The sequence below is a fragment of the Polaromonas sp. CG_9.7 genome, assembly GCF_015752205.1.
Classification (GTDB): Bacteria; Pseudomonadota; Gammaproteobacteria; order Burkholderiales; family Burkholderiaceae_C; genus Polaromonas.
Window position 1 is genome coordinate 36457 of the sequence record NZ_JADOVG010000022.1, and the last position, 17181, is coordinate 53637.

Sequence of the window (17181 nt, forward strand, 5' to 3'; positions counted from 1 at the left end):
TGCTATCGCATTAATAGCTGCTTAAGCTTGTCCTGCTTGCGCAAAAGGCTTATTTGACTTGAAAAGTGCGGCGACGGGCTTGCCGCCGGGCACATTTTGCACATTGCTTGACGCAATCACGCCGCCGCCCAGACAGACCTCGCCCTGGTACAGCACCGCCGACTGGCCCGGCGTGACCGCCCACTGGGGCGCAGGGAACACCAGTTCGCAGCCGCCGGCCGAGGCGCTGGCCAGTTCGCAGGCGGCATCAAGCTGGCGGTAGCGCGTCTTGGCCGCCATGGCACCCAAAGCCGGCGCACGGCCTGCCACCCAGCTGCAGTCCTGCGCCTGCAGCACCGTCGATTGCAGCCACGGATGGTCGTGGCCCTGCACCACCCACAGCGTGTTGCTTTCCATGTCCTTGCGCGCCACGAACCACGGCGCGTGCTCGCCAACGCCGCGCTGGCCACGCGCCTGCGCTGCCTTCAAATCCGCGCCCCGGGCCTTCACGCCGCCAATGCCCAGGCCCTGGCGCTGGCCCAGCGTGTAAAAGCTCAGGCCGACATGCTCGCCCAGCATGCGGCCCTGGTCGTTCTTGATGGGGCCAGGCGCCTTGGCAATGTAGCGGTTCAAAAAGTCGCGAAATGGCCGCTCGCCAATGAAGCAGATGCCGGTCGAGTCCTTTTTCCGGGCGTTCGGCAGGCCGATCTCGTCGGCAATGCGGCGCACCTCGGTTTTGTGCAACTCGCCCACCGGGAACAGGGTTTTGGAGAGTTGCGCCTGGTTCAGCCGGTGCAAAAAGTAGCTCTGGTCCTTGGCCGGGTCCAGGCCCTTGAGCAGTTCGTGCAGGCCGGTGGCGACGTTCAGGCGCACCCGGGCATAGTGGCCGGTGGCGATTTTTTCGGCGCCCAGCCGCATTGCGTGGTCTAAAAACGCCTTGAACTTGATCTCGGCATTGCACAAAATGTCCGGATTGGGCGTGCGGCCGGCTTGGTATTCGCGCAGGAATTCGGCGAACACGCGGTCCTTGTAGTCGGCGGCAAAGTTGACGTGCTCAATCTCGATGCCAATCACGTCGGCCACCGCGGCGGCATCGACAAAGTCGATGTTCGACGAGCAGAATTCGCTGTCGTCGTCGTCTTCCCAGTTCTTCATGAAGATGCCGATGACCTCGTGGCCCTGCTGCTTGAGCAGCCAGGCCGTGACGGCCGAATCGACGCCGCCGCTCAACCCCACCACGATCCGTTGCTTGCTGTGTTGCTTGTCCATAGGAAAGCGATTATCCCGCGATGACCTGTTGGCTCCGTTGACCGCTTGTCATGGAACTTCGGCAATACCGGTATTCGGTGGGTGGCGTCGAACTTGCCGGTATGAACCGTGCGGCACCGAGCCCGTGCCTGCACGCCGGCCTGGCCCGGGTGGCGCCTCGGGGTGCAGAAGGAACATCAGCGCAGCTTACAATTTGTAGCGCTCCGCATGGCGTCAACGTCGCCACAACGTTCAGGTTCACCGGCCTGCGCACAGGCTCCCCAGCCCATGCAGCGTGATGGGCGCTGACGCCCAGGGCCACTGTGCCTTGTGAAGCCGCCGGATTTTGTCAAGCGACCGATAGAAAGTCCACCATGTACATGAACCCAGCCCGCCTTTCGACTGACGCACCGGCGACCCGTGCGCATGCGGCGCCGGGCCTGACTGCAAGCGTGTCCTGACATGCGTCTGCTGCTGGTTGAAGATGAAGCCGAGATGGCGTCGTGGCTGGTGCGTGCATTCAGGCAAAGCGGCTTCGTGCCAGACCATGCCCCGGATGCCAACACCGCCGAGTCGCTGCTGGCGGGCAATGACTATGACGTCGTGGTGCTCGACCTGCGGCTGCCTGACAAGCACGGGCTCACCCTGCTCGCAGAGATGCGCAAGGCCGGCAACCGCACACCGGTCCTGGTATTGACCGCCCAGGGCTCGCTGCAAGACCGGGTCAAAGGCCTGAACGTCGGGGCAGACGACTTTCTGACCAAGCCCTTCGCCATCGAGGAGCTGGAAGCGCGGCTCACGGCCTTGACGCGGCGCAGCCGGGGCAGTGCGCACACGCCCTTGCAGTGCGGCTCCTTGACATGCGCCCACGGCAGCCGCGCCTTTGTGCTGGCCGGCGCGTTGCTTCAGCTCACCCCGCGCGAAAGCGCCGCGCTGTCGGTGTTGCTGGTGCGCAGCGGCTCGCCGGTTGAAAAGTCGCTTCTCTCGGGCAAGGTCTTTCCCGCCAACAGCAACGCCGGCCCGGATGCCATCGAACTGGTGCTCCACCGTCTGCGCCGCAAACTGACGGGTAGCGACGTGCGCATCGTCACCGTGCGCGGCCTGGGCTACATGCTGGAAAGCCATGAAGATCCTGCGGACTGACCCCGACCTGTTCGGAATTCGTGCCCGCCTGCTGACCTTGCTGCTGCCCGGCATGGTGGGTTTGCTGGCGCTTGACAGCTGGAACGACTACCACGCACTGAGCCGTCAGGTAGAGCAGGCCTATGACCAGCCGCTGATCGAGTCGGTGAACGCCCTGCAAAGCAGCCTGTCACTGGCGCAGGACGGCACGTTCCAGTTGAATGCGCCGTTTTCGGTGGCAACCCCATCCGGCGACAGCCATCCATTGCAAAAGAAGTATCTGCACGTCAGCCTGGCACCCCGAGGCGCTGTGCCGGGTGGCGCGGCGGCCTCCCGGCCCGAAGTGAGCTTGCTGGGCGAGACAGACCTGCCTGCGCCGCCGGTTGCGGCCGCCTCTGCCGGCGCCCCCCCGGTCTGGTATGAAAGCTACTACCGGGGCGGTCCGGTCCGTGTGCTGGCACTCCAGCACCAGGTGGTTGACGGCCGGGGCCAGGTCTTTGACCTCTTGATTCAGGCGGCTGAAAGCACCGGGGCCCGGGATCAGGCACAGGCCGCCTTTTTGCAGCAGGAGCTGATACGCGATGCACGCATGGTGGGGGTGATGCTGCTGCTGGTCTGGCTGGGCGTTCGCTGGTCTTTGCAGCCACTGGAGCGCCTGCGCAAGTCGGTGCTGCAAAGCAAGGGCCAAAATCTCCAGCCGCTGGACACCCGCGAGGTTCCGCATGAAGTGGCACCGCTGGTGCAGGCCATCAACCAGCACATCGCCAGTTACCGCGGCTTGCTGGACCAGCAATCGCAGTTCCTGGCCGACGCCTCGCACCAGTTGCGCACGCCGCTGGCGATCATGCTGACCCAGGCCGGTTTTGCCTTGCGCGAAAAAGACCCGGAACAGTTGCGCGAGACCTTGCGCGCCATCGTCATCCAGATTTCGCGCAGCCGGCGCCTGTGCGAGCAACTGCTTTCGCTGGCCCACGCGAGCGACAGCAGCCCGCCCGCTGACGCGCCGGAGGTCATCGACCTCAACACCGTGGCCAAGGATGTGGTGCTGCAGTACCTGACGCTGGCGCATGAGAAAAATCTGGATCTGGGCTGGCTGGATGCCGTGGCGGCGGGACTGGCTGTGCCCATGGCGGCCGACGATGCACCGACCTGGCCCCGTTCTGCTGCAGTGCCTGTCGTTCCGGTGCTGGCCAGGGGCCCCGAACTGCACGAGGTGCTTTCCAACCTGGTGCACAACGCCATCGTGTACACACCAGCGGGCGGGTACATCACCGTGATGGTCAGCACCCACAACAGCATGGCGCTGGCTGAAGTGTGCGACAGCGGTCCGGGCATTGCCAAGGCAAGGCGCGCTGAGGTCTTTGAACGGTTCCATCCGTCCGGCCCTGGCAAAGCCGCGCACGGCGCCGGGCTGGGGCTGGCCATCGCCCGTGCCTACGCCAGGCGCAACGGCGGCGATATCGAGCTTGCCGACGCTGGAACCCGCCTCGCCGAAGGCCATGAGGGCACAGGCATGGCCCCCAGTCCGACCGGCTTGCGCGCCATCGTGCGCCTGCCGCTGGCGTCCAGCCACCCCGGCTGAACGAAGCCATCAACAGCACGCGCGCAGGGTTCGCAAGGACTGCGTGCCGACCGCCTGCCGACCGCCTGCGGCAAGGGTGTTCACTGTTAGTGATAACACGTATTTTGAGGTCGTCCGCGCAAAACGAAAGCGGACTGGAAGGCTCGCTCCCTAACATTCCCTCCAACCCGAATGCCTTGCCGACTGCGCCATTGCATGCCCTGAAGGCACGGGGAAAACCACCAGGAGACCCGGATGACCCACCCCCCCGTTGATGACCACGCCGCACCGGCGCAACCCTGGAGCCGCCTCAAATGAACATGAACAACCGTAATTTCGTCAGGGGGCTTTTCCTCATGGCGATTGCCCTGCTGTTTGGCCTGGTGGCGCTCGGCAATTACTCGATCGGCGTATTCAGCCGGTCCGGGCCGGGCATGTTTCCGTTGATGGTGAGCTTGATGCTGTTTCTGATTGGCGTGCTCTCGGTGGTGCGTTCGCACTTCGTCGAGGCCGTGCCCCTGAGCTATAACGTCAAGAACATTGCAATCATCTTGCTGAGCCTGGTCGGGTTTGCGTTGCTCTCCGAGCACCTCAACATGATCCTCGGAATTGTGTTTCTGGTGTTCTGCTCCACATTTGCCGGCACCTCGTATTCGGTGCTGCGCAACGTGAAGATCTCGCTGGGCCTGATCACGATTGCCTTTGGCTTTAAAAACCTGCTTGGCCTTAGCCTGCCTTTGTACTGATGGACATCCTGCACAACCTCGCGCTTGGTTTTGAAGTCGCGCTGACCTGGCAGAACCTTCTTTATTGCGCCATTGGCTGCACCCTGGGCACGCTCATCGGGCTGCTGCCCGGACTGGGGCCGCTGTCCACGATCAGCTTGCTGCTGCCATTGACGTACTCCATTCCCACCAGTGGCGCAATCATCATGCTGGCCGGTATCTACTACGGGGCGCAATACGGCGACAGCGTCAGCGCCATCACCATGAAGATTCCGCACGCCAGCAGCATTGTTGCTTGCATCGATGGCTATCAGATGACCCTCAAGGGGAAAACAGGCCTGGCCTTGTTCACTGCGGGCATTTCCAGCTTCATCGGTGGCACCGTCGCCATCATTGTCTTGTCGACCATGGCGCCGGCATTGGGGGAGGTGGGTTTCCTGTTTGGACCGGCTGACTACTGTGCCCTCATGCTGCTGGGGTTTTTCTGTGTCAGCGTTGTCAGCAGTGGCAGCTTGCTCAATGGCATGGCCATGGCCATGGTGGGCATTTTGCTCGGCTCGATTGGCACCGACGTCAACAGTGGCGTGGCCCGCTACACCATGAACCTGCCCTTCCTCACCGACGGGGTTGGCCTGATCAGCATCGCACTGGGCTGCTTCGGCATTGCCGAAGTGGTGAAGAATCTGGACAACAAGAACGTGCTGACGCCGTTCAACGGCGAGATCAAGCTGATGCCGACCTGGACCGAGTTCAAACGCATCATTCCCAGCGCCTTGCGCGGCAGCGTCATCGGCTCGATCTTGGGCATTTTGCCGGGCGGAGGCCCCACCATCGCCCAGTTTGCCGCCTATGCAGCCGACAAGCGGTTCAGCAAATACAAGCACGAAATCGGCACCGGCTGCATCGAGGGCGTGGCCGGACAGGCAGCGGCCGACGAAGCGGCAGCACGCACCAGCTTCATCCCGCTCATGGCCATTGGCATCCCCGAAAACGCCGTCATGGCGCTGATGATGGCGGCTTTTGTGGTCAAGGGCATCCAGCCCGGTCCCAACATGATCGCCAGCCACCCCGATTTGTTCTGGGGGCTGGTGGCCAGCATGTGGGTGGGCAACTGCTTTCTGGTGATCCTGAACGTACCCCTGGTGCGTTACTGGTTGTCGGTGTTCAAGATTCCTTACACCGTGCTGTTTCCGGCGATCATGTTTTTCTGCTGCATCGGCACTTTCAGCATCAACAACAGTCTCGATGACATCTACACCACCGCCGTTTTTGGCTTGATCGGCTACATGTTCCTGCGCCTGGACATGGAGGCTGCGCCGCTCATGCTGGGCTTCATCCTGGGGCCCATGCTGGAGGAAAATTTCCGTCGCGCCATGCTGCTGAGCCGGGGCAGTTTCAACGTGTTTGTCACCCGCCCCATCAGCGGAACCTTGCTGGCCATCATCGGCTCGCTGGTTTTGTGGCAGATCGTGTCATTTTTCCGGAAGTGGCGAAAAGCGCCGGACCACATCATCCATGAACCTGCAGTCGCAAGCGCGCTTGCGCCACTCTCCCCGTAAGTGCAGGAATGACATGACAAGCTCAACCGGTTGAAGTCGCCTTTATTACTCCTGAAATAATAGCTGACTATGCAGGTGGGTAATGCGCAAAAAGTCGATTTGATGCTGAATTAAGGTAAAAATTAGGTGTGCCAGCGCGAAGAGGTGCGGTGTGCCGTGCCGAACATCGCAGATGCAACAGGTGCAAGCCTTAAAAAGGCTATTTGTGCAATACCGTCAAGCATCAGGCGCTGCTATTTCTGTAGCAGAACAGAAGGATCGGTGCTGATCACGTCGAGTGGAAAACGCCTGCCGGCCAGGTAGTCTTCCAGGTTGGTCAGCAGCAGGGGGCTGCGGTGCATGTCGCGGCAGGCCCTGATTTCATCCGCCGTCAGCCACAGGGTGCGCACGATGCCTTCATCCAGCGCCTGACCGGCGACATGCTCGCCCAGTTCGCCGCTAAAGGTAAAACGCAGGTAGGTGATGTCCTGCGGTACGGCCTCTCCGGCCTGGGTTCGCTCGAAACGCGAAAAATAAACGCCCACCAGCGCGGTCGGCGTGAAGTGAAACGCGGTTTCTTCCAGTGTCTCGCGCGCGCAGGCATGGATCGGGCTTTCGCCGGGGTCCAGGTGGCCTGCGGGGTTGTTGAGCTTCAAGCCATCGCGGGTTTCTTCCTCGACCAGCAGGAATTTCCGAACGCCGTCGAAGTCCCGTTCAATGACTGCTGCCACCGTGACGTTGGGTTTCCATCGTTTATTCATGCGCGAGATTATCCGTGCCATTCTTGACATCACACCAAGCCGTTAAGCGCTTTTATCGAATGCCGGCAAAGCCCTGCGCAAAGCTCTGTCGCAAATGTGCCACCAGGCATTCGACGGCTTTGGGCACCTGCGCCGACCAGGGCCGCAAGGCATAAATGCGGTTTCCAAAAAAGCCCTGCACCTGCCAGTCAGGCAACACCTGGACCAGCGGCGGCTCGCGGCCTTCGGTGGCAGGCGGCAGGCTGAAATCAGGCAGCAGGCCAATGCCCATGCCGGCCAGCAGGGCGTCCCGCAGCACTTCGCTGTTGTTGGCCTTGAGCGAACCGGCGACATGCACGCCCACGCGCTCCACCGCACCCTCCGCTGGTTTGCGTTTCCCTGAAATGCCCGCCGGACGCGCAAACGTCCAGCTGCCGGCATGGCTGTCGCGCAGGTAAAGCAGGCAGTCGTGCAGTGCCAGCTCGGAAGGATGCAAGGGCAGGCCGCGCCTGGCCAGATACTGCGGACTGGCCACCAGCAGCGAACGGGTTTCGCACAGCACCCAGGCCACATGGGTTTCAGGCGGCGTGTTGGTGTGCCGGATCGCCAGGTCAAACCCTTCGTTGGCCAGGTTGATGAAACGGTCGGTCAGTTCCAGCTCGATGTGAATGTCGGGAAACTGCTGCAAAAACGCGGCGATGCACGGCGCCAGGTGCTGCCGCCCGAGCGCGACGGGCGCTGTCAGCCGGATCAGCCCGCGCGGCGTGCCGGCCAGGTCGCGGGCAGCGGTATAGCTTTCGCTGATGCGCCTAAACGCCGGCTGCATGTCGTTGACCAGTTGCTGGCCGGCTTCCGTCAGCCCGACCGAGCGCGTGGTGCGGCGCACCAGCAGCACGCCGGCCGTGCGTTCCAGCTCGCTGATGCGCATGCTGGCCGAGGCCTTGGACACGCCCAGGCGGCGCGCCGTTTCAGTAAAACTGCGGGTTGCGGCCAGCACGGTCAGCAGGTGCAGGTCGGCAACAAGCGGGGCCAACTGGTCAGAGGGCATGGGGGCGGCTCCATTGTTCAGTAAATTGAACAATGTAATCAGTAATCAGGGACTTATCAAATGGGCATGCGCGGCCTAGACTCAAGCCATTCACCTGTTCACCCGGATTTACCAAGGATTGCCCCATGACCTATTCGCCCGCTGACATTGCCTCTCCGATCACCATTGGCCATTACCTGAACGGCAGTACGGTCACGCCCGCCGCCGGCCGCAGCCAGCAAGTCTTCAACCCGGCCACCGGCGCGGTATCCAGCCATGTGGCGCTGGCAAGTTCTGCCGAGGTCGATGCCGCCGTGGCGTCGGCGCAGGCGGCTTTCCCGGCCTGGTCCGACACGCCGCCGATTCGCCGTGCCCGGGTGATGTTCAAATTCCTGGAGCTGCTGAACAAGAACAAGGACCATCTGGCCCACCTGATCACGGCCGAGCACGGCAAGGTCTTCACCGACGCGCAGGGCGAAGTCTCGCGCGGCATCGACATCGTCGAATTCGCCTGCGGCATGCCGCAGCTGCTCAAGGGCGACTTCACCGACCAGGTCAGCACCGGCATTGACAACTGGACGCTGCGCCAGCCTTTGGGTGTGGTCGCCGGCATTACGCCGTTTAATTTTCCGGTCATGGTGCCGATGTGGATGTTTCCGGTGGCTATTGCCGCCGGGAACTGCTTTGTGCTGAAACCCAGCCCGATTGACCCGAGCGCCAGCCTGTACATGGCCGAGCTGTTCAAGCAGGCCGGTTTGCCCGACGGCGTCTTCAACGTGGTGCAGGGCGACAAGGAAGCCGTCGATGCGCTGCTGGTGCATCCGGATGTCAAGGCCGTGTCGTTTGTCGGTTCAACGCCGATTGCCAACTACATCTATGAAACCGGCGCGCACCACGGCAAACGCGTGCAGGCCCTGGGCGGCGCGAAGAACCACATGGTTGTCATGCCCGACGCCGACCTGGAGCAGGCGGTCGATGCGCTGGTTGGCGCGGGCTACGGTTCGGCTGGCGAGCGCTGCATGGCGATTTCGGTGGCCGTGCTGGTAGGCGATGTGGCTGACAAACTCATTCCGATGCTCAAGGCCAGAGCCGAAACACTGGTGATCAAGAACGGCGTACACCTGGACGCGGAAATGGGGCCGATCGTCACCGGCATCGCGCACAAACGCATTACCGGCTACATCGACCTGGGCGTGGAAGAGGGCGCCGAACTGCTGGTCGATGGCCGCACCTTCACCGGCGCCCATGCTGGCGAAGGGTGCGAAAACGGCTTCTGGATGGGCGGCACGCTGTTTGACCATGTCACGCCGAACATGCGCATTTACAAGGAAGAAATCTTTGGCCCGGTGCTGGGTTGCGTGCGCGTGAAGGACCTGGCCGAAGCGGTCGATTTGATCAACGCGCATGAGTTTGGCAATGGCGTGAGTTGCTTCACCCGCGACGGCCATGTGGCGCGTGAATTCAGCCGCCGCATCCAGGTCGGCATGGTCGGCATCAATGTGCCGATTCCGGTGCCCATGGCGTGGCACGGCTTTGGCGGCTGGAAAAAGAGCCTGTTTGGCGACATGCACGCCTATGGCGAAGAGGGCGTGCGCTTTTACACCAAGCAAAAGTCCATCATGCAGCGCTGGCCGGAAAGCATTGGCAAGGGCGCCGAATTTGTGATGCCGACGGCTAAATAAACCGGGCAACAGCGCGCTGTCCGCGCTGGATTTTTCAAAAGCCCCTTCAGCTTTTTAGCGGCTGAAGGGGCTTTGTTCATGGGCGCATGCTGTGTTCGGCAAGGTCACCTGTTCAACAAACATTAGTATGTTTTGACGGAAATTTACAAAAAATCTCATGTAAGCTTTACGACAGCTGAAAATTCCGCCTGGCTCTTTGTGGAGCCTCCAAAAAAACCAAGCACTGAGGAGACCCCCATGCTGATTGGGATACCCGCTGAAATCATGGCCGGAGAGACACGCGTCGCCATCACGCCGGAAACGGCGAAAAAGCTCAAGGCCCAGGGCCACACCATCCGCGTCCAGTCGGGTGCAGGCGTGGCGGCCAGTGTTCCTGATGCCGCCTATGCAGCCGTAGGCGCCGAGATCACTGATGCAGCCGGTGCTTATGCCGCCGACATTGTGCTCAAGGTGCGCTGTCCGCTGGACAGTGAGATGGCGCAGACCCAACCGGGCAGCGTGATGGTCGGCATGCTCAACCCATTTGACGCCGCCGGCCTGCAGCGCCTGGCCACAGCGCAGTTGACATCGTTCGCCCTTGAAGCCGCGCCGCGCACCAGCCGGGCGCAAAGCATGGACGTGCTGTCATCACAAGCCAACATCGCCGGCTACAAGGCCGTGATCATGGCAACTGAAAAGTACCAGCGATTCTTTCCCATGCTCATGACCGCTGCCGGCACCGTCAAGGCCGCCCGTGTGGTGATTCTGGGTGTCGGCGTAGCTGGCCTGCAGGCCATTGCCACGGCCAAGCGGCTGGGCGCCGTGATTGAAGCCAGCGACGTGCGCCCCAGCGTCAAGGAACAGGTTGAGTCCCTGGGCGGAAAATTCATTGACGTGCCTTATGAAACCGACGAAGAGCGCGAAGCCGCTGTGGGCGTCGGCGGCTATGCCAAACCCATGCCGCCGAGCTGGCTGGCGCGCCAAAAACTGGAAGTCGCCAAACGTGTGGCGCAGGCCGACGTGGTCATCACCACGGCGCTGATTCCGGGCCGCCCCGCCCCGGTGCTGGTGACCGAGGAAATGGTCATGGCCATGAAACCCGGCAGCGTGATCGTTGATCTGGCCGCGCCGCAAGGTGGCAACTGCCCGCTGACCGAGCCCGGCCGCACCGTCGTCAAGCACGGCGTGACGCTGATTGGCGAAACCAACGTCGCTTCGCTGGTGGCGGCTGATGCCAGCGCGCTGTACGCGCGCAACCTGCTCGACTTTCTCAAGCTCATCATCACCAAGGAAGGTGCGCTCAACATTGACCTGGAAGACGACATCGTGGCCGCCTGCCTGATGACCCAGGGCGGAGAAGTCAAGCGCAAATAAGCCGGGCAGGGGGCCATCGTCCCCTGCGCCAAGTCAAGGTCGCGCTTACACGCGCTTCGCAACCCCGTTCAAGCCCAAGGAGAAGACCATGGATGCCGTGTCCCCCACCATCATCAACCTGATTATTTTTGTACTGGCCATCTACGTCGGCTACCACGTCGTCTGGACCGTCACGCCTGCGCTGCACACGCCGCTGATGGCGGTGACCAATGCAATTTCAGCCATCGTCATCGTCGGCGCGATGCTGGCTGCCGCGCTCACCGAAACCACGTTGGGCCGCACCATGGGCGTATTGGCCGTGGCGCTGGCAGCGGTCAATGTCTTTGGCGGTTTCCTGGTCACGCGCCGGATGCTGGAGATGTTCCGCAAGAAGGAAAAAAAGGCTGTCGCAGCCGTTGTTGATTCGGGAGCTTCCAAATGAGCATGAACCTTGTCACGCTGCTGTACCTGGTGGCTTCGGTTTTCTTCATCCAGGCGCTCAAGGGCCTGTCGCACCCTACCACTTCGTTGCGCGGCAACCTGTTCGGCATGGTCGGCATGGGGATTGCCATTTTGACGACGGGTGCGCTGATTGTAGAAATCTCGGGCGGCAAGGCCCAAGGCATGGTGTATGTGCTGGGCGCGCTGGTCGTGGGCGGCGCTGCCGGTACCGTGATGGCCAAGCGTGTCGAGATGACCAAGATGCCCGAGCTGGTCGCCTTCATGCACAGCATGATCGGCCTGGCCGCCGTGTTCATTGCCGTGGCGGCAGTGGCCGAGCCTCACGCCTTCAACATCGTCGCCAAGGGCCTGCCGATTCCGGCGGGCAACCGGCTTGAGTTGTTCCTCGGTGCGGCGATCGGCGCCATCACCTTCAGCGGCTCGGTGATTGCCTTCGGCAAGCTCAGCGGCAAGTACAAGTTTCGCCTGTTCCAGGGCGCACCGGTGTCCTTTCCCGGCCAGCACAAGCTCAACCTGGTGCTGGGATTGATCACTGTGGCGCTGGGCATCACGTTCATGTTGACCGGCAGCTGGACGGCTTTCTTTGCCATGCTGGCGCTGTCCTTTGTCATGGGCGTGCTGATCATCATTCCGATCGGCGGCGCCGACATGCCAGTGGTGGTGTCGATGCTCAACAGCTATTCAGGCTGGGCGGCGGCCGGCATTGGCTTTTCGCTGAACAATTCCATGCTGATCATTGCCGGCTCGCTGGTCGGTTCGTCCGGCGCGATTCTGTCGTACATCATGTGCAAGGCGATGAACCGCTCGTTCTTCAATGTGATCCTGGGCGGCTTTGGCGGCGAGGCAGCCACGGCCGCCACCGGCGCCAAAGAGCAGCGTCCGGTCAAGTCGGGCTCGGCCGACGACGCTGCCTTCATTCTGGGCAATGCCGAAACTGTCATCATCGTGCCGGGCTATGGCCTGGCGGTGGCGCGCGCGCAGCACTCGGTCAAGGAACTGGCGCAAAAACTGACCGACAAGGGCATCACCGTCAAGTATGCGATTCATCCGGTGGCCGGACGCATGCCCGGCCACATGAACGTGTTGCTGGCCGAGGCCGAGGTGCCTTATGACCAGGTGTTCGAGATGGAGGACATCAACGCCGAGTTCGGCCAGGCGGACGTTGCCATCATCCTGGGCGCCAACGACGTGGTGAACCCGGCCGCACATGTCAAGGGCAGCGCCATCTACGGCATGCCGATCCTGGAGGCCTACAAGGCCAAGACGGTCATCGTTAACAAGCGGTCCATGGCGGCGGGTTATGCCGGCCTGGACAATGAACTCTTCTACATGGACAAGACCATGATGGTGTTTGGCGACGCCAAGAAAATTATCGAGGACATGGGCAAGGCCATTGAGTAAGCCTTCCCCTGCGCCTGTGCAACGTACATGCGCCACGCGCCGTGAACTATTGCCAAAAGGCGCGATTGGTGAGCCAAGTCTTTTGAATACGTTAATTTGCTAGGGAAAACCTAATAGCCAAGGGATCGGCTTTCCCTGAAAATTGCTGTAAGTAGCGAGTAAGTAAAAAATAACAGTACTGGAGGCAAGGAAGATGAGTGCAGTGATGAAAACCGGCGAAGCGGAACGCCCGTGGCTCAAGGCTTATCCGGCAGGTGTTCCTGCCGATATCGATGCCTCGCAATATCCGTCGCTGGTGGTCCTGATGGAGGAAAGCTTCAAGACCTACAAGGACCGTGTTGCCTATAGTTTCATGGGCAAGGAAATCACTTTTGGTCAAACCAACAACCTGTCGCTTGCGTTTGGCGCCTATCTGCAGGGTTTGGGACTGGTCCGTGGCGACCGGGTAGCCATCATGATGCCCAACGTGCCGCAGTACCCGGTGGCAGTGGCGGCCATCCTGCGTGCAGGCTACGTTGTGGTCAATGTGAATCCGCTTTACACACCGCGTGAACTGGAGCACCAGCTCAAGGATTCAGGCGCCAAAGCCATTGTGATCGTCGAAAACTTCGCTGCCACGCTGGAGCAGTGCCTGGCCAACACGCCGGTCAAGCATGTCGTGCTGTGTTCCATGGGGGACCAGTTGGGCCTGCTCAAGGGAGCGCTGGTCAATTACGTGGTGCGCAATGTCAAGAAAATAGTGCCGCCGTTCAACCTGCCGGGCGCCGTGCGCTTTAACGATGCCCTGGCGCAGGGAACGCGCGCTGTTCTCAAGCGCCCGGACATCAAGCCTGACGACATTGCCGTGCTTCAGTACACCGGCGGCACGACCGGGGTGTCCAAAGGCGCTGTGCTGTTGCACCGCAACGTGATTGCCAACGTGCTGCAGTCAGAAGCCTGGAACGGCCCGGCCATGGCAAGCCTGGGTGAAGGAGAGCAGCCTATTTATGTCTGCGCGCTGCCGCTCTACCATATCTTCGCTTTCACGGTCAACATGATGCTGGGCATGCGGACCGGCGGCAAAAACATCCTGATCCCCAACCCCCGTGATCTGCCGGCAGTGCTCAAGGAGCTTGCCAAGCACAAGGTCAACAGTTTTCCGGCGGTCAATACCCTGTTCAACGGGCTGGCAAACCATCCGGACTTCAACACTGTCGACTGGTCGCACCTGAAAATCTCCTTGGGCGGCGGCATGGCGGTGACCAGCGCGGTGGCCAAGCTGTGGCTGCAAAAAACCGGCTGCCCGATTTGCGAGGGCTATGGCCTCTCGGAAACCTCGCCCTCGGCCAGTTGCAATCCGACCAACAGCAAAACCTTCACCGGCACGATCGGCGTGCCGATTCCGGGAACCTGGTTCAAGCTGCTGGACGACGACGGCCATGAAGTGGCGCCCGGCCAGCCTGGCGAGATTGCCATCAAGGGTCCGCAGGTCATGGCGGGCTACTGGCAGCGGCCTGACGAAACCGACAAGGTCATGACGCCTGATGGCTATTTCAAGTCCGGCGACATCGGCATCATTGACGAAAACGGTTTTTTCAAGATCATCGACCGCAAGAAGGACATGGTGCTGGTCAGCGGCTTCAATGTCTATCCAAACGAGATTGAGGAAATCGTTTCCACCATGGACGGTGTGCTGGAATGCGCTTGCGTCGGTGTGATTGACGAAAAATCAGGTGAAGCCGTCAAACTGGTGATCGTGAAGAAGAACCCCGAATTGACCGAAGCCGACGTGCGCGCTTTCTGCAAGATAAACCTGACCGGCTACAAGCAGCCAAAGGTTGTCGAGTTCCGCACCGAATTGCCCAAGACGCCGGTTGGCAAGATCCTGCGCCGTGAACTGCGCGACAAGCGCTGAACCCCGAATCCTTGAAACCTGTTGCCGGGTTCAAATGACCTTGTCCGAAAACATTCCCGCAGCGATTTTCCGGGAAAATCGACTGCATGCCGCTCGCCTCTGATCTTGTTACAAGCCCGATAGCCATCCTCAGCGCCTTGCCGCAGGAGCAGCGCGGCCTCATGGAGTTGCTACAGCGGCCGCGCAAAGTTATTCACGCCAGTCGCGACTTCTGGCTGGGAGACCTGCATGGCCAGCCTGTGGTGCTGGCTTTGTCAAAGATTGGCAAGGTAGCCGCTGCCACCACGACGACAGCGCTCATAGAGCGTTTTGGCGTGCTCCGCATTGTGTTCACCGGCGTTGCAGGCGGACTTGGCCATGGCGTCAAAGTGGGCGACGTGGTGGTGGCAACGGATTTTGTGCAGCATGACCTGGACGCCTCCCCGCTGTTTCCCCGTTACCAAGTGCCGCTCTATGGCAAAACCAGGTTTCATTGTGATGCGGTCTTGAGCGCGCTGCTGTTCGAAGCGAGTTGTCATGCGTTGGCGCACGAAAGCCGGATGGCGCACGGATTTGCCGGTGCTTGCGTTCACCAAGGCTTGATTGCCAGCGGCGACCGTTTTGTGTCAGGGGCTGACGAATCCAGGCGCTTGCGCGATCTGATGGCCAGAGCGGGTCATGATGTGCTGGCCGTGGAGATGGAAGGGGCCGCAGTGGCGCAAGTCTGCATGGACTACGGCGTGCCGTTTGCCGTGATGCGCACCATTTCAGACCGGGCGGACGACAGCGCGCATATCGATTTTCCATCTTTCGTCGATGCCGTTGCCAGCCGGTATGCCCGGGTCGTCATTGAACGATTTTTGAGTAAGCTATAAAAAACATAGCTGACCGCAGCCGTGCGTATTGCGCAAAGGGCTAATTTGATACTGAATTTCAATAAAAAGGCTCACTGCAGCCAGCCCCGCTTCCTGAAATACCACATCGGCACCACGGCGCTGGCAATCATCAAAGCCAGCGCGTACGGATACCCCATCGCCCAGTCCAGTTCTGGCATCATCTTGAAGTTCATGCCGTAGACGCTGGCAATCAGCGTGGGCGGCAGCAGCGCGACGCTGGCCACAGAGAAGATCTTGATGATCTTGTTCTGGTTGATGTTGATGAAGCCGACGGTGGCATCCATCAGGAAGTTGATCTTGTCGAACAAAAACGCGGTGTGTGAGTCGAGCGAGTCGATGTCGCGCAGAATCTGGCGCGCTTCCTCGAACTGCTCGGCATTGAGCATCTTGCTGCGCATCATGAAGCTGACGGCGCGCCGCGTGTCCATCACATTGCGCCGGATGCGACCGCTCAGGTCTTCATGCCGGGCGATCGCGCCCAGCACTTCGCCGGCCATCACGTCGGTGACATCGCCTGACAGTACTTTGGTGCTGACTTTTTCAAGATCGATGTAAATGCCTTCCAGCGTGTCCGCCGAATATTCGGCGTCGGCATCGAACAGTTTGAGCAGCACTTCCTTGGCGTCTTCAATCAAGCCGGGTGCGCGGCGTGCACGCATCCGCAACAGCCTGAACACCGGCACATCCTCATCATGAATCGAAAACAGGACGCCCTTGCTCTTCAGGTCGTCATTCACCAGGTTCAGGATAAAAGCGACGCGTACCGTGCGCGGTTCGTCCTCATCGGCAATCAAGAAGTCCGAACGGATGTGCAACTCACCGTTGTCTTCCTCGTAAAAACGCGCGGATTCCTCGATGTCCTCGTCCATTGCATCTTCGGGAATGGACAGGCCGTAATACTGCTTGATCCAGCGTTTTTCTTCAAGTGTGGGGGACTCCAGGTCCACCCAGATGGGCTGGAATCTGGAGAGCTCTTCCAGGGATTCGATTTCTTCCTGAAAAAGCCGGCCATTGGCGAGCGTAAAAATATTGAGCATGACAGACGACTTTTAGATGGGCATAGGCCTGTGCAGGGCGTCATTCAGCCTGGGCACAGGTGCAGGTTGTAGGGATGAAGGCCTTGCTTTCAACCCGCTTCCCGGCCTTATCTGGCGTCAGTCTGCGGTGTTGAAAGCGGCCAACTGGGACTGCTTTCCAAGGTGGTCTCCGTAGTCAATAAGCCGCGATTATGGCATCGCCAATGTCACTTATCTACCGTGCAAATGACAACTTCACTGTCTGTAAGGCTCGCAGAAATTCTTTGGCAGGGTGCGCTGGAGTCAAAGGAAATGACTGATAACAGACAATAAAACCGATTGCTAATTTTGCAGGGGACCAGATTTCAACAGGGAGTCAAACCATCGTGCTAACTTTAATTTACAAATTAAATATTTTTGTAACCAGCAAATTGGCGAGAGGATTTTCTGTTGGCATTTCTGTTGGCAGTGCGTTAGCAACAATCTAGTAGACAGTCAACCTGATTCGTTGTCTGCGTGCGGATAGACCCAAGCCATTTTTTGGCGTGCCTTGCTTAAGTTGAATTGCCAGCGTATTGG

The 17181-nt window shown here is 60.4% G+C and carries 14 protein-coding genes; 10 read left to right on the forward strand and 4 right to left on the reverse strand.

The genetic code is table 11. From position 1 onward, the window contains the following. Positions 1 to 21: 21 nt before the first annotated feature. Positions 22 to 1248: a tRNA 2-thiouridine(34) synthase MnmA gene (gene mnmA, locus IWX87_RS17225; protein WP_196864743.1), complete on the reverse strand. Its 1227-nt coding sequence runs from the start codon at positions 1246 to 1248 to the stop codon at positions 22 to 24. Positions 1249 to 1689: 441 nt separating this feature from the next. On the opposite strand from mnmA, the gene IWX87_RS17230 reads away from it, so the two are divergent. The 4 genes from IWX87_RS17230 to IWX87_RS17245 all read left to right on the forward strand — a co-directional run bounded on the left by IWX87_RS17230 (position 1690) and on the right by IWX87_RS17245 (position 6194). Continuing rightward, the gene (locus IWX87_RS17230) at positions 1690 to 2370 is read left to right on the forward strand and encodes a response regulator (RefSeq protein WP_196864744.1); all 681 of its coding nucleotides are present in this window, start codon (positions 1690 to 1692) and stop codon (positions 2368 to 2370) included. Further along, positions 2351 to 3931: a sensor histidine kinase gene (locus tag IWX87_RS17235; protein WP_196864745.1), complete on the forward strand. Its 1581-nt coding sequence runs from the start codon at positions 2351 to 2353 to the stop codon at positions 3929 to 3931. The genes IWX87_RS17230 and IWX87_RS17235 overlap by 20 nt, the downstream gene beginning before the upstream one ends. 299 nt (positions 3932 to 4230) lie before the next feature. Further along, positions 4231 to 4656 (forward strand): tripartite tricarboxylate transporter TctB family protein, encoded by a 426-nt coding sequence (locus tag IWX87_RS17240; protein WP_196864762.1) that lies wholly within the window; start codon positions 4231 to 4233, stop codon positions 4654 to 4656. Next, complete coding sequence (locus IWX87_RS17245) at positions 4656 to 6194, forward strand: tripartite tricarboxylate transporter permease (protein WP_196864746.1); 1539 nt, start codon at positions 4656 to 4658, stop codon at positions 6192 to 6194. Before IWX87_RS17240 ends, IWX87_RS17245 begins: the two co-directional genes overlap by 1 nt. A gap of 233 nt (positions 6195 to 6427) precedes the next feature. On the opposite strand, the gene IWX87_RS17250 is transcribed toward IWX87_RS17245, so the two are convergent. Together IWX87_RS17250 and IWX87_RS17255 are read right to left on the reverse strand one after the other, a co-directional pair. Next, the gene (locus IWX87_RS17250) at positions 6428 to 6934 is read right to left on the reverse strand and encodes an NUDIX hydrolase (protein WP_196864747.1); all 507 of its coding nucleotides are present in this window, start codon (positions 6932 to 6934) and stop codon (positions 6428 to 6430) included. Between the two features lie 52 nt (positions 6935 to 6986). Further along, positions 6987 to 7961 (reverse strand): LysR family transcriptional regulator, encoded by a 975-nt coding sequence (locus IWX87_RS17255; protein WP_196864748.1) that lies wholly within the window; start codon positions 7959 to 7961, stop codon positions 6987 to 6989. Positions 7962 to 8086: 125 nt separating this feature from the next. On the opposite strand from IWX87_RS17255, the gene IWX87_RS17260 reads away from it, so the two are divergent. The 6 genes from IWX87_RS17260 to IWX87_RS17285 all read left to right on the forward strand — a co-directional run bounded on the left by IWX87_RS17260 (position 8087) and on the right by IWX87_RS17285 (position 15565). Further along, a complete protein-coding gene (locus IWX87_RS17260) occupies positions 8087 to 9622 on the forward strand; it encodes a CoA-acylating methylmalonate-semialdehyde dehydrogenase (protein ID WP_196864749.1) in 1536 nt (511 codons plus the stop codon). Positions 9623 to 9859: 237 nt separating this feature from the next. Further along, positions 9860 to 10975, forward strand: coding sequence for a Re/Si-specific NAD(P)(+) transhydrogenase subunit alpha (locus tag IWX87_RS17265; protein ID WP_196864750.1), 1116 nt, complete (start codon positions 9860 to 9862; stop codon positions 10973 to 10975). A gap of 88 nt (positions 10976 to 11063) precedes the next feature. Beyond that, positions 11064 to 11396 (forward strand): NAD(P) transhydrogenase subunit alpha, encoded by a 333-nt coding sequence (locus tag IWX87_RS17270; RefSeq protein ID WP_196864751.1) that lies wholly within the window; start codon positions 11064 to 11066, stop codon positions 11394 to 11396. Beyond that, entirely contained in the window at positions 11393 to 12817 is a 1425-nt protein-coding gene (locus IWX87_RS17275) for an NAD(P)(+) transhydrogenase (Re/Si-specific) subunit beta (protein WP_196864752.1), read from the forward strand. The genes IWX87_RS17270 and IWX87_RS17275 overlap by 4 nt, the downstream gene beginning before the upstream one ends. 193 nt (positions 12818 to 13010) lie before the next feature. Continuing rightward, positions 13011 to 14711, forward strand: a complete 1701-nt coding sequence (locus IWX87_RS17280) for a long-chain-fatty-acid--CoA ligase (RefSeq protein WP_196864753.1) — start codon at positions 13011 to 13013, stop codon at positions 14709 to 14711. Positions 14712 to 14797: 86 nt separating this feature from the next. Beyond that, the gene (locus IWX87_RS17285) at positions 14798 to 15565 is read left to right on the forward strand and encodes a 5'-methylthioadenosine/adenosylhomocysteine nucleosidase (RefSeq protein WP_196864754.1); all 768 of its coding nucleotides are present in this window, start codon (positions 14798 to 14800) and stop codon (positions 15563 to 15565) included. Positions 15566 to 15636: 71 nt separating this feature from the next. Here the strand turns inward: IWX87_RS17285 and corA are convergent, their stop codons facing one another. Continuing rightward, complete coding sequence (gene corA, locus IWX87_RS17290) at positions 15637 to 16623, reverse strand: magnesium/cobalt transporter CorA (RefSeq protein ID WP_196864755.1); 987 nt, start codon at positions 16621 to 16623, stop codon at positions 15637 to 15639. Positions 16624 to 17181: the final 558 nt, after the last annotated feature.

Excerpts from the sequence above, each read along its gene's own strand:
- mnmA (WP_196864743.1), bottom strand. The coding sequence starts at position 1,248 with ATGGACAAGCAACACAGCAAGCAACGGATCGTGGTGGGGTTGAGCGGC.
- IWX87_RS17230 (WP_196864744.1), top strand. The coding sequence starts at position 1,690 with ATGCGTCTGCTGCTGGTTGAAGATGAAGCCGAGATGGCGTCGTGGCTG.
- IWX87_RS17235 (WP_196864745.1), top strand. The coding sequence starts at position 2,351 with ATGAAGATCCTGCGGACTGACCCCGACCTGTTCGGAATTCGTGCCCGC.
- IWX87_RS17240 (WP_196864762.1), top strand. The coding sequence starts at position 4,231 with ATGAACAACCGTAATTTCGTCAGGGGGCTTTTCCTCATGGCGATTGCC.
- IWX87_RS17245 (WP_196864746.1), top strand. The coding sequence starts at position 4,656 with ATGGACATCCTGCACAACCTCGCGCTTGGTTTTGAAGTCGCGCTGACC.
- IWX87_RS17250 (WP_196864747.1), bottom strand. The coding sequence starts at position 6,934 with ATGAATAAACGATGGAAACCCAACGTCACGGTGGCAGCAGTCATTGAA.
- IWX87_RS17255 (WP_196864748.1), bottom strand. The coding sequence starts at position 7,961 with ATGCCCTCTGACCAGTTGGCCCCGCTTGTTGCCGACCTGCACCTGCTG.
- IWX87_RS17260 (WP_196864749.1), top strand. The coding sequence starts at position 8,087 with ATGACCTATTCGCCCGCTGACATTGCCTCTCCGATCACCATTGGCCAT.
- IWX87_RS17265 (WP_196864750.1), top strand. The coding sequence starts at position 9,860 with ATGCTGATTGGGATACCCGCTGAAATCATGGCCGGAGAGACACGCGTC.
- IWX87_RS17270 (WP_196864751.1), top strand. The coding sequence starts at position 11,064 with ATGGATGCCGTGTCCCCCACCATCATCAACCTGATTATTTTTGTACTG.
- IWX87_RS17275 (WP_196864752.1), top strand. The coding sequence starts at position 11,393 with ATGAGCATGAACCTTGTCACGCTGCTGTACCTGGTGGCTTCGGTTTTC.
- IWX87_RS17280 (WP_196864753.1), top strand. The coding sequence starts at position 13,011 with ATGAGTGCAGTGATGAAAACCGGCGAAGCGGAACGCCCGTGGCTCAAG.
- IWX87_RS17285 (WP_196864754.1), top strand. The coding sequence starts at position 14,798 with ATGCCGCTCGCCTCTGATCTTGTTACAAGCCCGATAGCCATCCTCAGC.
- corA (WP_196864755.1), bottom strand. The coding sequence starts at position 16,623 with ATGCTCAATATTTTTACGCTCGCCAATGGCCGGCTTTTTCAGGAAGAA.